We start from the raw sequence: 15,323 nt of genomic DNA, 5'->3' as shown, positions 1-15,323 counted from the left end.
ATATTCTGCCCGACACATTAATTATAAAAATATTAGCAAATATATATTGATTTAATTGACAAATTAAAGTAAATACTAAAAAAATTAGTAAATCAGTATTTCTTTCACTTTTGGAAGTTGCGGTCTATAATTGTACTGAATTAATGAATCAATTTTGCATGTTTTGACAAACCGAATGAAGAAAAATTGGAAGTGGTTGATTCTGGTAGTAGCAGTGTTTTTTTTAGTATCTAAAGCTCCTCTTGTGAGCTATCTTCTCATGCAGGGACAAGGTCAGTTAGAGGTACTTTGGAATGCCAGGCCTGTGGATGAATTTCTAAAAGAATCAGGGGATCAAAAATTGAAGGCAAAATTGCTACAGGTAGAAGAGGTTAAGGCTTTCGCAAAAGAGGAATTGGGCTAAGACTCAGAGGGACTTTACACAACTATTTATGATCAAAAGGGAGAGGATATTTTATGGAATCTCACCGCTTGTGAGCCATTTGCCCTGCACTCAATGGAGTGGTCCTTTCCAATAGTTGGGGATGTTTCTTACAAGGGTTTTTTTGACTTGAAAAAGGCAAAATATGAAGAGCAAAAGCTGAAAGAAAAAGGGTTCGATACTCGCATTAGACCAGTTAATGCATGGTCAACATTGGGATGGTTTAAAGACCCTATTTTATCAAATAATTTGGAGCGCAACGAAGGACAGTTGGCTGAGTTATTTATACATGAAATCACACATGCTAACGTCTTTCTTAAAGATTCTTTAACGTTCAATGAGAATTTGGCATCGTTTATTGGCGAACAAGGAGCCATGCTGTTCTTGATAAAAAAATATGGAAAACAAAGTACTTTATTTGATGAGTACAAAAAGTCTGAAAATGACGCACAAAATTTTGTTAAACATTGCTTAAAAGGAGTTTCAGAATTGAATGAGTTATACGCTGGCTTTACGAATGAAATGATATTGTTAGAAAAAGAAAAAGCAAAGGAATCGTACATTAAAGAGTGGGTGAGAGAGTTAGACTCTATACCGTTCAACAACTCCAAGGCGTATACTGGTAGATTTAAAAATAAGCTCCCGAATAATGCTTTTTTTATGGCCTTTGAGAGATATGATTCTAAGAAGGAGTCCTTCGATCTACAACTTTATAATGAGTTTGATGGTGATCTGAAGGGGTTCATTAAGTTTTACATCGAGAATAGTGAGGGGCTTTAGTTATATTTCCTTTGTATTAAATAATTGTTATGTCTTCAAGGATCGGCAGGTTAAGCAAATATTATTTGTGAATTTGCGTGAAGAAATTATTAATCTAAATTTCATGCATATAAGTTTAATCACTTACTAGTTATGTCAGGTAATAAAAAAATCCTAGTTGTAGATGATGAGGTTGATATTCTAGACCTATTGAAATATAATCTTGAGAAAGAAGGATATCAGGTAGAGGTAGCGGATAATGGAATTAAGGGAGTAGAGGTTGCTCAGTCTTTTGTCCCAGACTTGATTCTATTGGATATCATGATGCCGGGTCAAGATGGGGTGGAGACCTGTCGTCAGTTGAGAGAAGTCAAATCGCTAGCGAGTACATTTATATTGTTTCTTACCGCAAGGGTAGAAGAGTACTCCGAAATTGCTGCTTTTGATAGCGGTGCAGATGACTACCTTACCAAGCCCATCAAGCCAAGAGCACTGATGAGTCGAATCAATGCCATTTTTCGAAGATCAAAAAAAGAAGTGGACGAGGATGAAAAAATCACGGCAGGCGACTTGGTGATTGACAGACGTAGTTATGTGGTATCTCAAGACGGAAAGGAATTCACTTTACCAAAAAAAGAATTTGAACTTTTGTTCTTTTTAGCCCAGCACCCGGGTAAAGTTTTTAGCAGAGATGATCTGTTGGTTAATATTTGGGGAACTGACGTTTTTGTATTAGCCCGAACTGTAGATGTTCATATCAGAAAGGTTCGTGAGAAAATAGGCGATGGTTATATATCCACTATTAAAGGCGTAGGGTATAAATTTGAGTTAGACTAATTATCGCTCGATGTTATTGAATTCCAAAGGGCTCGCTCTGATACTGGCCGCCAGTATTGCCATTATTATAGGGGTAAGTCTTCTTCTGATCCCGGAGCTTCCCAATTTCGTTTTTTGGATGGTGCCAATTATAAGTTTTGGTACTAGCTACATTCTTATTAATGTCGTACTTGAATTTTTGTTTTTCAAAGAGCTGAGAAACATTTACGAAATGTTTGAGAAAATTCGAAACAATGATTTGGCCACTTTGAAGCCAGAAAGATCTTACGGTCATAGTTCCCTAAATCAAATACAACAAGAGATTTATTCTTATGCGCACGTCAAGCAGTCGGAGATAGATGAATTAAAACAGATGGCCAAATTCAGGCGTCAATTCCTAGCTGATGTATCTCATGAATTGAAAACTCCAATTTTTGCTGCACAGGGATTTGTGCACACTTTGTTGGATGGAGCAATAGATGATAAGTCTATTCGAATGAAATTCTTAAAAAAGGCGGCTAAAAATCTCGACGGTTTAGATGCGCTGGTCCAGGACCTGCTTACGGTATCTCATATGGAGGCGGGAGATATTACTATGCAATTCGAATCAACAAATATTTGTGAGGTTGTTGAGGAAATTTTTGATCAACTAGAAGATCGTGCTGCCAAAAAAGGAATTGAGTTGAAATTGAATAGTGGAGAAGAGAATAAAATTTTGGTTTTAGCGGACAACCAGAGAATTCATCAGGTGTTTGTCAATCTTATTTCTAATGCTATTAAGTATTCGGATGAAAATGGAGAAGTTGTTGTGACATTAACTCCAAACAAAGAAAAACTTGATATTTCAGTTCATGATAATGGTATCGGTATTCCACCTGAGCACCTTAATCGTATTTTTGAACGATTCTATCGCGTGGATAAAAGTAGGTCAAAGGCTCAAGGAGGTACTGGATTGGGACTTTCGATTGTCAAACATATTGTAGAGGCCCATTCGAGCGAGGTTAAAGTGGTTAGCAATATTGGCCAAGGCTCCTCTTTTAGTTTTGAGCTTGAGCTTTATCAATCGAAGTAGATTTTTTTGGACATCTTTTCTTATTCCTAGAATTCACTAATTACATTGCCATCATGAAGAAGAATGTTTGGAATGCTGATGAAATGATTGTTTATGAGGATGAAAATTATGCTATTATCAACAAGCCCCCATATTTATCTACACTTGAGGATAGAAACGATCAATCAAATGTATTAAGCCTTTTTAGAGCAATTGATAGTAATTATCAAGTATGTCACCGATTGGATAAAGAAACAAGCGGGGCTTTGCTTCTAGCAAAGAATGATGAGTCTTACAGACATGCAGCTTTACAATTTCAAGAAAGAGATGTAGAGAAAATATATCATGCTTTGGTCAAAGGTCGTTTTTTGAATGAGGCGATACAAGTTGATGTTCCGCTTAGAACTTCTGGGTCAGGGAAGGTGGTTTTTGATAAGCGCAGAGGTAAAGAAGCAACAACCCTGATTCGGCCTAAACAGTTCTTTAGAGATTACACATTAGTTGAAGCAAAACCATTGACCGGGCGTACTCATCAGATCCGGGCTCACTTATCGTATCTTGACTTTCCAATTTGTGGAGACACGATGTATGGTGGAGAAGCTATTTTCCTTTCTTCACTGAAAAAGGATTTCAAGAAAAAGCAGCACGAAGAAGAAAGGCCATTGTTCAGCCGGGTAGGATTGCATTCTTATTCAATAAAACTAACAAATGTTAATAAAAATATTATTCTGAAAATATGCGATTATCCAAAGGATATGCATATTATTATGAAAAAACTTAATAAGTTCAATTAGTTTTTAAAAAATGGAAAAATATTATCTTTTTCCTGGTTGTTTTAGAAATGTCGCCAAATGCAACATCAGTTTAAATATTGTCAATAAAGTTTCATAAATGTTGCCAAAATAGTAATATTGCCATTACTAGAATTGGCTGTATTGAGATATTAGCAATTTCAGGGCAGTTAGTTCGCTTTTTGAAATAAAGAATTAAACCAACTTCTAACATCATGAGATGGGCGAAGATTTTTTATTTTATTTTTTAACTAAACCATATTTTATTATGAGAAAACTATTACTGATTTTCTTGTTCGTATCGGGCTTGATGGTTCAAGCTTCCGCACAGGACAGGACAGTTTCTGGTAAGGTTTCGTCTGCAGAAGACGATTCTACCCTTCCAGGCGTGACGGTTGTACTTAAAGGTACAACAACCGGTACCACTACCGATTTGGATGGTAACTATAAGTTATCAGTTCCTTCAGAAGGTGGAACTCTAGTTTATTCTTTTGTGGGTCTTGCGACTCAAGAGGTTGAAATTGGTTCTAGAAGTGTAATTGATCTAGTGATGCAACCAGATGCTCAGCAATTGACGGAAGTTGTTGTTACAGCATTGGGTATTTCTAGAGAAAAAGCTTCATTAGGATACTCTGTTCAAGAAGTTGGCGGAGATGATATCGAAAAAGCAAAAGAGGTAAACATTGTTAACGCACTTCAAGGTCAAGTAGCTGGTGTACAGATTAATGGTACTACTGGTTCTTTGGGTGGTTCTTCTAGAATTACTATTAGAGGTGTAAACTCTTTGACTGGTGGAAACCAGCCTCTATTTGTAGTTGACGGTGTGCCAATGGACAACAGAAACTTTGCAACTTCTTCTCAACAGAGAGGATTTGGTAGCGGTTCTTACGACTATGGTAACTCTGCTTCTGATATTAACCCTGCTGACATCGAGTCTATGTCTGTATTGAAAGGTGCTGCGGCAACTTCTCTTTATGGATCTAGAGGTAGTAATGGTGTAATTGTTATTACTACTAAAAAAGGATCTAAAGGAAAAGGTATTGGAGTAAGTGTTAACTCTGCTGTTACATTCGACAATGCTTTCAGATTGATCGATCACCAGAGAGAATATGGTGGAGGTGCTTCTTATGGAACTGCTTCAGGATTCAATGAATTCTACGAAAATGGACAGTTAAACTATGCTCCTGCGTACGGTAAAGATGGTTCTTGGGGACCTAAGTATGATGGAACAAGATACGTAAGACACTGGGATTCTTGGGATCCTAATAATGCTCAGTATGGTGAAACAAGACCATGGACTGCAGCAGAGGGAGATTACAAGGATTTCTTTGAGACTGGTGTAACTATGAACAACTCTGTTTCTATTACTTCAGGACACGACAACGGATCTTTCAGATTGAGTTATACTAATGTTAACCAAGATGGTATTCTTCCAAATTCTAATTTGAGTAGAAATACAATCACATTTGGTGCAACTCAAAACTTGAGCGAAAAATTAACAGCTAATTTCTCGGGATCATATGTTTATACTGATGTGAGAGGTAGAAACGTAACTGGGTATGACAACAAAAACCCAATGCAAGCATTTACTCAATGGTACCAGGTTCAATTGGACATGGACAGATTGAAGGATTATACGTTGGATGATGGTGTAACACAACAAACTTGGAATGCTCGAGGTATCACTAAAGATGCTTCTGGTAACTTGTTGAGCTACAACCACGCTCCTAACTACTTTGACAACCCTTACTGGGTACGATACAAAAACCTTCAGAACGATAATCGTAATAGATTCTATGGAAACATGGAGTTAGTTTATGACATCACTGACGATATCAAAGTAAGTGGTAAAGTAATGAGAGATGGTTATTCTTCTCAGGCTTACGAAGGTATTGCTCCAGGTGGGGTTGACCAGTCTGAGTACAGAGAGACTACTCGTCACTTTGCTGAAATGAACTATATGGGTATGATCATGTACAACAAAACGTTGGATGATCTTTCTATTAGTGCAAGTCTAGGTGGAAACATCATGAAGCAGAACTACAACAGAACAATCAACGAGACTGTTGGAGGTTTGGCACTAGCAGGTTTCTGGAACTTAGGAAACTCAGTTCAGTCACCTAAAATAGATACTTATGAAGATCAGAAGAAAATTAATTCTGTATTTGCTACAGCTTCTCTTGGATTCAAAAACATTGTGTTCTTGGATTTGACAGCTAGAAATGACTGGTCTTCTGCATTGAGCAAGACTGACAGATCTTACTTCTACCCATCAGCTACGACTAGTTTCGTATTCTCTGAAATTGTTCAGCCTTCATGGTTGTCAATGGGTAAAGTTAGAGTGGCATTCGGTCAAGCTGGTAACGATGCGAATGCATACCAGTTAGATGATGTTTACAACCCATTAGCTCCGAACTTTGGGCCATATTCTAGATATACTGTTCCAGATACGCGAAACAACCCTGACTTGGTTAATGAGTTGACTACTGAATTCGAAGTAGGAGTTGAAATGAGCTTCTTGGACAACAGAGTTGGATTCGATTTAGCATACTATGATAGAACTACTGATGATCAAATCATGCAAGTAGCTTCTTCTTCTACAACTGGTTACACTGCTAAGTGGGTAAATGCTGGTTCTATGAGAAACAGAGGTATTGAATTGATGATTAATGCTGTGCCTTTGAAAATGGGTGACTTCCAGTGGGATGTTAACTTCAACATGGCTACTTACAACAACGAAGTTGTATCATTGGCTGAAGGAGTTGATGAAATCGCAATGGGCGGTACTTGGGCAGCTGACTTGAGAATTGTAGAAGGTGAGTCTTACATGGGACTTTATGGTCAGGCATGGGAAAGACACGAGAACGGTGGTGTTTTGGTTGATGCTGACGGAAACCCAATCGCTCAAGATGATAGAACTTTCTTAGGTTCAGCTATTGCTGATTACACTGGAGGATTCAGAAACACTTTCACTTGGAAAGGCATCTCTGCATCTGCTTTGATTGACTTCCAAAAAGGTGGAGTGGTTCACTCAACTTCTTTGCAGTGGGCTAATTATTCAGGTATGACTCCTGAAAGTGTATGGCAAGACGGTGTGGATATTAGAGAGAATGGCTACATTTTCCCTGGTGTAAATGCTGATGGAAGTGCAAATACTACAGCGATTGATGCACAAGGTTATTTCCAATCTTACTGGAATGTAGCTGCACCAAACGTATATGATGCCAGCTTTATCAAGTTGAGAGAAGTTTCTTTGAGCTATACAATTCCTAATAACGTTCTTGGTGGATTCCCAATTAGAGATTTGACTGTTGGAGCTTTTGGTAGAAACTTGGCTGTATTGAGCAGCGATCTTCCATACTTGGATCCTCAGGCTACTACAGGTACAGGTAACAGACAAGGTCTTGAAAATGCTCAGGTTCCTTCTACTCGTTCTGTTGGATTCTCCGTTAACTTTAAACTTTAATTCTTAGAATCGAAGATTATGAAAATAGTAAATAAATTAAAATATATAGGACTTGCTATGCTCACGCTTTTTGTGAGTGCCTGCGAAGAGGGGTTTGATGATATCAATACTGATCCAAACTCTCCAGTTGAGGTGCCGGCAAGTACACTTTTGACTAATGGTATATTCAATGTGGGATATACTTATTGGGACAGAGATTTAAACTTTGAGTTTGGTGAACTAATGGTTCAGCACATGGCTCAAAACGAGTATACTGAGGAGCAGCGCTATTCGTTTGCTACATCAGATTTTAACTTCAGATGGGGTAACCTTTACTCTGGACAAAATGTGGCGGCTCCAACTGGAGGTCTATATGACTTGTCAGTGGCTAGAGCGTTGGTAGAGGAAAATGAGAACCTATCTGACGCGCAGCGTGCAAATCAGTTGGCTGTGATTGACATTTACATGTCTTTCGGATTCCAAACGATTACAGATTTGTGGGGTGATGTTCCTTACTCTCAGGCTTTCCAGCCTGGAGAATATCCATTCCCTGCTTATGATGCTCAGGCAGACATTTATACAGGTATGATTAGTACTGTTACCAATGCTGTGAATAGCATTGATACGTCTGTAGATGGATTTACCTCGGGTGACATTCTTTTTAGTGGCGACATGGCTGCTTGGGAAGCATTTGGTAACGCGCTGTTGATTAGAATGGGTATGAGAGTAGGTAATTCAGCGGCTGTTGCAGCTGGATTTGGAGGTACACTTCCTACTTCAGATATCATGCTTACTTTTGATGCAAATCAAGATGTAGCGAACCCATTCTATCAGGACAAAGTAATCTCTTCTAGAGATGACTTTAGAATTTCAGCAGAATTGGTAGCTGCGATGAACGCTCAATCAGATCCTAGATTGGCTATGTATGCGATGCCTGCTCCAGGTTCGACTGAGATAGTTGGTATGCCTTACGGCCTTGGTGATGGAGCTGCGTTTACGTTGAAAAACTCTACTTCAGATATCCATACTAATATCGAGGATGATCCTACTGCACCTGCTTATTTGTTCTCTATGGCTGAACTTGAGTTCTTTAGAGCTGAGGCGATTGTTAGTGGGTATATCACAGGTAATGATGCTACTGCATTTGCTGCGGCAATTGATCATTCGGTTGCTCAGTGGGGTGCTTCTAGCCCAGGATATGGCGCTTCTATTGCTTATGGATCTTCTAATGCTGAAAAATTAAATGCCATTGCACTTCAGAAGTGGATTGCACTTTATACTAACGGTGTTGAGGCATTTGCTGAGTGGAGAAGATTGGACCATCCTGCTTTGACACCTAGTGCAAATATGGCACCTGGTGTTACAGGCATTCCTGTAAGAATGTTGTACCCTAACACTGAAGACGGTACTAACGGTGATAATCTTGCTGCGGTAGGAACAGTTGATTTGGGTACTCCTGTGGGTTGGGATAACTAAGTTTGAATATTCCAATTTTTTATTCAACTTCTGGATTAAACTAAACGATCCAGAAGTTGAATAAATCATCACTAACTTTTAAATAAAGATTAAATGAAAAAAATACTTAATATAGCAATCGTTGCTTTACTAACATTGACCATTGTGTCATGTAAGGACGATTTACCTGCTGGGGAAGGTATTCCCCAAATATATGTGACTGGTGCTACTACCGCTCTACCGACTGCAGTTGAAGAGTATAGCGTAGGAGATGCTGGGTCTGCCACCTGGTCTGTAAGTGATGCTGCAGTAGCATCTGTTTCAGGAAGTGGTAGTACAGCTAATGTAACATTCTTAAGTCCTGGTGATGTAAGAGTTACAGCAACTATCGGATCTGAGTCTGGATATGTAGATGTTCGTGTTTCTAGTGTAGGAGCCGGTGTTAGCGTTTCTTATGATAAAGATGGATTGTTGAGAAAGGACAGTACAGGTACTGTTACTTTCAGCTTTGATGCACCTTTGGCTTCTGATCCTTTGTTTGGATTGAAAGGCACAGCTGATGCTGCTTTGGTGACAGTAGGAGCTTTAGCTGGAAGTGCTGACAAATATACAGTTGGCGTTACAGGTGGGACTGGAAACGGTACCGCTATGGCATACTTGAGAGACGTGATTGTTGCTGATAATTATGGTGGAGATAAAGCTGACACAATTGAAGTGGCTTTGTTTACTATTGATAATGTTCAACCAACAATGACGGAGTTTTCGCAGGAAGGAAATCTTTCGGGAACGGCTACTTGGGGTTCTGATGCTTCTGCATCTGTTACCTTCAACGAGGCTGTAAGAGCAGCTATGACTGATGCTGCTGATACTGCGATATGGGTATATTACACATATACTCGTGATATGGTAGCTGGGGCAACCGCTCAAACAGATTCTGTTGCAATGGTTTCTGATGATATGATCACATGGACTGCTACTCTAACAGTACCAGATAGTATTTCAAGTGGAAATTCATTTAGCTATGTGAAAATTGAAGGAAATTTCCTTGATTTAGCTGGTAATGAGCCGGTAAATGACCTTTCAGCGCCGATGAATTATACAATGGACCTAGATGGGCCTGTTATTAATCCAACTGGTGTAAATGAACCTGAGTCTGAACCAACAGGTGTTGGAGAGATGAGATGGGTTGATTTTACGGCTAGTGCTACCGATGCAAGTAGTGTAGCTGGATATCATTACTTGATTAAGGAAGCTTACGAAAGCGATACAACTGATGCTGGTGTCCACAACTTAGGACCTAAATCATTGGAGGAGTTTAGTAGTGAAATCGATGCCGATGGAATGCTGTCAAAATTGATGTCTACTGATTCTGCTGCATATGATGTATTCTGGATTGCAGTAGATGAGTTTGGTTATGAAAGCGATGTTGATAGTACACGATTGACATACTCTAACACTGGAGTATTGACTATTGACTAAAAGCTTAGATGGGCTATTAGCCTAAATAAATTGAAAAACCGAAAGATTCGTCTTTCGGTTTTTTTTTGTTCTTGGATTGTCATGAATTATGACGACTTAATCCTTAGTAATAGGTAGTATCATAGTTGTTATTTAAAACTAGTAGTTGATGACTAGTAAGTTATAATTATAAAAAATAGATGAACTGTGATGTTTTTGACGTTTAATATAAATGTCTGTTTTTTTCATTACTGAGATTATTTTATTTAGCTTATGCACGAAATAACACGATTAACTAAGACTTAAATGATTATGAAAAAAACATTTACTCATGTGATTATGGCCTTGCTTGTGCTAACTATAGTGTCTTGTAAGGATGATTTACCCGCTGGGGAAGGCATTCCTCAGATATATGTGACTGGCGCTACAACGGCTCTGCCAACTGCAGTTGAAGAGTATAGCGTAGGAGATGCTGGATCTGCAACTTGGACTGTAAGTGATGCTGCTGTGGCATCTGTTTCAGGAAGTGGCAGTACAGCGAATGTAACTTTCTTAAGTCCGGGTGATGTAAGAGTTACAGCGACTATTGGATCGGAATCTGGATATGTAGATGTTCGTGTTTCTGCGATAGGCGTAGGAGTTACTGTGACTACTTCTTCTTATGGTGTAATTCGTGAGGATAGTACTGGAACTGCAACTTTCACATTTGATGCACCTTTGGCAAAAGCTCCAACTTTTACATTGGATTCGGCAACTTTAGCTAATGGAAGAATTGATTCTGTTGGTACAATTGAAGGGGGTGACGATAAGTATACTCTTTTCTTCAGAGGAGGTGCTGGAGATGGTGCTAACACTGGTTATTTGAAGGGTATTGAAGTGGCAGCTAACTTTGGTGGCGAAACAGCTGATTCTGTAGCAGTTTCTGTGTTTAATGTCGATAATACTCTGGCCTTGATTGCTGACGTTGAGTCCCCTACGTCAAATTTTGTGAACTGGGGAAGTGATGCCTCTGTTAAGGTTACTTTTAGCGAAGCTATGAGACCTAAAATGTCCGATGCTGCTGATACTGCGGTATGGATACATTGGGATTATACTTTGAATTTTGCAGCTAAGGATAGTGCAGTACACGATTCGATCGTTATGGTTTCTGAGGACATGCTGTCTTGGACTATGAACTTTACTATTCCTGATAGTATCGATGACGGAGGAGTCATTTCATTCGATAAAATAGTAGGCGAGTTCCTTGATTTAGCTGGAAATGAGACTGTAAATGATATAGTGTCACCGGGTGACTTAACCATTGATAGAGATGGGCCTACCACAACAGCCGATCAAGTGATCGAAACCGCGAACGCAAGAACTGATGGTTCTGATGCGTGGTTGCGTTTCGGGGCTTTTGCTACTGATGGTGGTATTGGTGTTACAGGGATTGAGTCTAACTTTTACTATTACATCAGAGAGTACGGTAGTGATACTACTGCAACTGGTGATCCAGTATTGGGGCCAACTAAATTGGCTGATTTTTCAAGCGAGCCGATGACTTCATATTCTGGAGCTGTAGACATGGATTTGTTGATGTCAACAGATTCTGCAAGCTATGATATTTTCTGGATTGCCGTTGATGCCTTAGGTAATGCAGGAACAGTAGATAGTACTGGTTTCCATTATGACAAGGATGGAAATTTTGCAATTGGTCATAACTAATTGTAATCAATATACATGTAGATTTGAAAAGCCTGGAAGTCACTTCCAGGCTTTTTATTTTTCAATACTCTGGTTAAAGGAACTTTTGATTGCTTGGAGTATTCTTCGATAATCTCTGTATTTAAGCCTTTTTCTTTGCAAGGCTTTGCATTTCAAAAATTAAACTTCTATTTTTGTGTCCCTTTTTGAGGGGAGTAGGATTTTGACTAGAAAAAATCGATAAAAAAGTGGATTCAATAAGTTATAAAACAGCGATGACCAACAAAGCAACTGCCAGTAAAAACTGGGTAGTTGTAGATGCTGATGGAAAAGTATTGGGAAGATTGGCTAGTGAAGTGGCCAAGATGATAAGAGGAAAGCACAAGCCGGGCTACACACCTAATACCGACTGTGGAGATAATGTGATCGTTATCAACTCTGATAAGGTGAAAATGACTGGGAGAAAGTGGACAGATAAGAAATATATCTCACACACTGGATACCCAGGAGGACAGAGAGAGCAAACTCCTAACGAAGTGTTGGCTAAATCATCGACTATTCTTGTTGAAAGAGCTGTGAGAGGTATGCTTCCTAAAAACAGACTGGGTAGAGCCTTGTTTGGTAACTTGTTTGTATATGAAGGCGCTGAGCACAAGCACGAAGCTCAAAGTCCTAAAGAGATAAAATTATAATCTAGATGGAAGTAACTAACACCATTGGAAGAAGAAAAACATCTGTAGCCAGATTGTTTATGACACCTGGAAAAGGTGAGATCAAAATCAACAATAGAGAGTTGAAAGAATATTTCCCATTTGAAATCTATCAAACGATCGTGAAGCAGCCATTAGTATTGGTTGAAGAAGATAGCAACTTTGATTTCAAAGTGAATGTTGGAGGCGGTGGCTATAAGGGCCAGGCTGAGGCGATCAGATTAGCTATATCAAGAGCATTGGTAGAAGTGAATCCTGAACACAGACCGGCATTGAAGAAAGAAGGGTTTATGACTAGAGACCCTAGAATGGTAGAACGTAAGAAGCCAGGTAGAAGAAAGGCGAGAAGAGCGTTCCAGTTCAGCAAGCGTTAATCATATTTTATTTTTATATATAAGTAAACTTAATGGCTCAATTAAAGCACAAAGACTTACTTGATGCTGGTGTTCATTTTGGACACTTGACGAGAAAGTGGGATCCACGTATGGCGCCTTACATCTTCATGGAGAAGAATGGTATCCATATTATAGATCTACATAAATCGCTTGAATGCCTCGAAGAAGCATCAAATGCACTCAAGCAGATCGTGAAATCAGGACGAAAAGTAATGTTCGTTGCTACTAAAAAGCAAGCGCGTGAAATCGTAACTGAGGAAGCAAAGAGACTAAGAATGCCTTACGTAACCGACAGATGGTTAGGTGGTATGCTTACCAACTTTGCGACAATTAGAAAATCTCTTAAGAAGATGTCTTCTATGGACAAGATGTTGAAAGACGATGCTTTCAAAAATCTTGCAAAGAGAGAAAAGTTGATGATTAGCAGAGAGAAAATCAAATTGGAAAGAGTCCTTGGAGGAATTTCTGACTTGACAAGACTACCTGCAGCACTTTTCGTAGTAGATATCAAAAGAGAGCATATTGCTATCAAAGAAGCTCAGAAATTGAACATTCCTGTATTCGCGATGGTAGATACAAACTCTGATCCAAATCAGGTGGACTTTCCAATTCCTGCAAATGATGACGCATTCAAATCAATTCAATTGATTATCAGTCACATTGGTAAAGAAATGGAAGAGGCACTTGCTGAGAGAAAGAAAGATAGAGACGAGAAGAAGGATCAGGAAGAGGCAGCAGCCAAAGCAGCAGCTGACGAAAAAGCAGAGACAGCAGAATAATTACTAAGTAAATATTCGTCACAATATAAGAAAATTGAACATTGATCTACTCGGTGTTCAATTTTTGTTTAAATCGATTTAAAAGACATAAATACATTAATAATGGCAATTACTGCACAAGATGTAAACAAGCTGCGTCAGATGACTGGAGCTGGTATGATGGATTGTAAGAAGGCTTTGGTAGAAGCTGAAGGTGATTTCGACAAAGCGATCGAAATTCTTAGAAAGAAAGGTCAAAAAGTTTCTGCTTCTAGAGCAGATAGAGAAACTAATGAGGGAATTGTAATCGTTAAAACTAACGAAGACAACACTGTAGGTGTATTGGTGGCATTCTCTTGTGAAACTGACTTCGTAGCTAAGAACGATGAATTTGTAGCTTTAGGAGAGCAATTGGCTACAGCTGCATTTACTAACAAGCCAGCTGACGCTGCAGCTTTGAAGGCTTTGAAAGCTGATGGAGATTTGACTTTCGCAGATAAAATCACTGAGTTGATCGGAAAAATTGGTGAAAAACTGGACATCGTAGCTTATGAAGTAATGGAAGGTGAGGCTGTTGTTCCTTACATCCATGCGGGTAGCAAATTGGGTGTTTTGGTTTCTTTGAAAAACACGAATGGTACAGATGTACTAGAAGCTGGTAAAGACGTAGGAATGCAAATCGCTGCGATGAACCCTATCGCTTTGGATAAAGAAGGTGTAGATGCTTCTGTAGTTGAAAAGGAAATCGAGATCGGAAAAGATCAGGCAAGACAAGAAGGCAAGCCAGAGGCTATGCTGGAAAAAATTGCTCTAGGTAAATTGAATAAATTCTACAAAGAGAACACTTTGTTGAGCCAGGCTTTTGTAAAAGACAACAAGCTAAGTATCTCACAATACCTTGATAGCGTGAGCAAAGGTTTGACAGTGGCTGAATTCAAAAGAATTACTATCGGATAATTACTTATTCGATCTAAAGTAAAAAGCCATCTTGATTGATATCAAGATGGCTTTTTTTATGTCTTTGTACTGCGTACTTATTTCTTACCAAAGAGCTTTCTCAATTTTGATTTTTTCTCAACTACAGGCTCTTCTACAACAATTCCTGCTAGCCAATTTGAGGCTGGTTGGGTGTAGTCAAAAACTTTAGATTCGATAGAAGGGTTCACTTTCTTAATAGCTTCAGCGAGTACATTAGAAGAAATTGTGGCCATCGGAGATTCTGATTCCAAAACAGCAATTTTGTCTATCTTCTTTAGCATTTCTGTGCCTTCTTTGCTTACAAAATCATTCTTTATCCAAATTCTACATTCACCATCGTATCCTTCAAGCGCTCTTCTATCCACGAGCCAATGTACGTTAGCATGTTCCTTGGCAATTTCGGAAGCCATACGCATGATCTTCTGCATTGAATCTAATCCTACCGTTCCTTTCCATCCAAACTGAAAAGTGGTGTTGTCTTCATCAAATTGAAAAATAGCGTCTTCTGCTTCAAAAAGAGTTTTCATAAGAAATATTATTTCTGGTTCTAAAATCTGAGAAAGGCGGAGCGCAAAATTAATCCAAATGAAAAAGATAAACTAG

12 protein-coding genes and 1 pseudogene are annotated in these 15,323 nt (G+C 38.9%); 12 read left to right on the top strand and 1 reads right to left on the bottom strand.

The annotated features are described in order from the left end of the window. The first annotated feature begins 175 nt into the window (after positions 1 to 175). The 12 genes and pseudogenes from ACO6S2_RS19300 to tsf all read left to right on the top strand — a co-directional run bounded on the left by ACO6S2_RS19300 (position 176) and on the right by tsf (position 14,699). Positions 176 to 1,201 (top strand): annotated as a pseudogene (locus ACO6S2_RS19300) (aminopeptidase). 132 nt (positions 1,202 to 1,333) lie between these two features. Beyond that, positions 1,334 to 2,017 (top strand): response regulator transcription factor, encoded by a 684-nt coding sequence (locus ACO6S2_RS19295; RefSeq protein WP_422360199.1) that lies wholly within the window; start codon positions 1,334 to 1,336, stop codon positions 2,015 to 2,017. 10 nt (positions 2,018 to 2,027) lie between these two features. Further along, positions 2,028 to 3,068, top strand: a complete 1,041-nt coding sequence (locus ACO6S2_RS19290) for a sensor histidine kinase (RefSeq protein WP_422360198.1) — start codon at positions 2,028 to 2,030, stop codon at positions 3,066 to 3,068. A gap of 53 nt (positions 3,069 to 3,121) precedes the next feature. Further along, positions 3,122 to 3,841, top strand: a complete 720-nt coding sequence (locus ACO6S2_RS19285; RefSeq protein ID WP_422360197.1) for an RluA family pseudouridine synthase — start codon at positions 3,122 to 3,124, stop codon at positions 3,839 to 3,841. A gap of 265 nt (positions 3,842 to 4,106) precedes the next feature. Then, entirely contained in the window at positions 4,107 to 7,304 is a 3,198-nt protein-coding gene (locus ACO6S2_RS19280) for a SusC/RagA family TonB-linked outer membrane protein (RefSeq protein ID WP_422360196.1), read from the top strand. A gap of 18 nt (positions 7,305 to 7,322) precedes the next feature. Further along, entirely contained in the window at positions 7,323 to 8,759 is a 1,437-nt protein-coding gene (locus ACO6S2_RS19275) for a SusD/RagB family nutrient-binding outer membrane lipoprotein (RefSeq protein WP_422360195.1), read from the top strand. A gap of 93 nt (positions 8,760 to 8,852) precedes the next feature. Next, positions 8,853 to 10,217 carry an Ig-like domain-containing protein gene (locus ACO6S2_RS19270; protein WP_422360194.1) on the top strand — a complete coding sequence of 455 codons (1,365 nt, stop codon included), beginning with the start codon at positions 8,853 to 8,855 and terminating at the stop codon, positions 10,215 to 10,217. 291 nt (positions 10,218 to 10,508) lie between these two features. Next, positions 10,509 to 11,900, top strand: a complete 1,392-nt coding sequence (locus ACO6S2_RS19265; protein ID WP_422360193.1) for an Ig-like domain-containing protein — start codon at positions 10,509 to 10,511, stop codon at positions 11,898 to 11,900. Between the two features lie 227 nt (positions 11,901 to 12,127). After that, a complete protein-coding gene (rplM, locus tag ACO6S2_RS19260; RefSeq protein ID WP_422360192.1) occupies positions 12,128 to 12,571 on the top strand; it encodes a 50S ribosomal protein L13 in 444 nt (147 codons plus the stop codon). A 5-nt stretch (positions 12,572 to 12,576) separates the two neighbouring features. Then, positions 12,577 to 12,963 carry a 30S ribosomal protein S9 gene (gene rpsI, locus ACO6S2_RS19255; RefSeq protein ID WP_422360191.1) on the top strand — a complete coding sequence of 129 codons (387 nt, stop codon included), beginning with the start codon at positions 12,577 to 12,579 and terminating at the stop codon, positions 12,961 to 12,963. Positions 12,964 to 12,995: 32 nt separating this feature from the next. After that, complete coding sequence (gene rpsB / locus ACO6S2_RS19250) at positions 12,996 to 13,763, top strand: 30S ribosomal protein S2 (protein ID WP_422360190.1); 768 nt, start codon at positions 12,996 to 12,998, stop codon at positions 13,761 to 13,763. Positions 13,764 to 13,865: 102 nt separating this feature from the next. Further along, positions 13,866 to 14,699: a translation elongation factor Ts gene (tsf, locus tag ACO6S2_RS19245; protein WP_422360189.1), complete on the top strand. Its 834-nt coding sequence runs from the start codon at positions 13,866 to 13,868 to the stop codon at positions 14,697 to 14,699. A 77-nt stretch (positions 14,700 to 14,776) separates the two neighbouring features. Here the strand turns inward: tsf and ACO6S2_RS19240 are convergent, their stop codons facing one another. Then, on the bottom strand, positions 14,777 to 15,247 hold the full coding sequence (locus tag ACO6S2_RS19240; protein ID WP_422360188.1) for an STAS/SEC14 domain-containing protein: 471 nt from the start codon (positions 15,245 to 15,247) through the stop codon (positions 14,777 to 14,779). Positions 15,248 to 15,323 lie beyond the last annotated feature (76 nt).

This window comes from Reichenbachiella sp. (assembly GCF_965233835.1).
Lineage (GTDB): Bacteria > Bacteroidota > Bacteroidia > Cytophagales > Cyclobacteriaceae > Reichenbachiella.
This window is presented reverse-complemented; position numbering and strand designations above follow the sequence as displayed.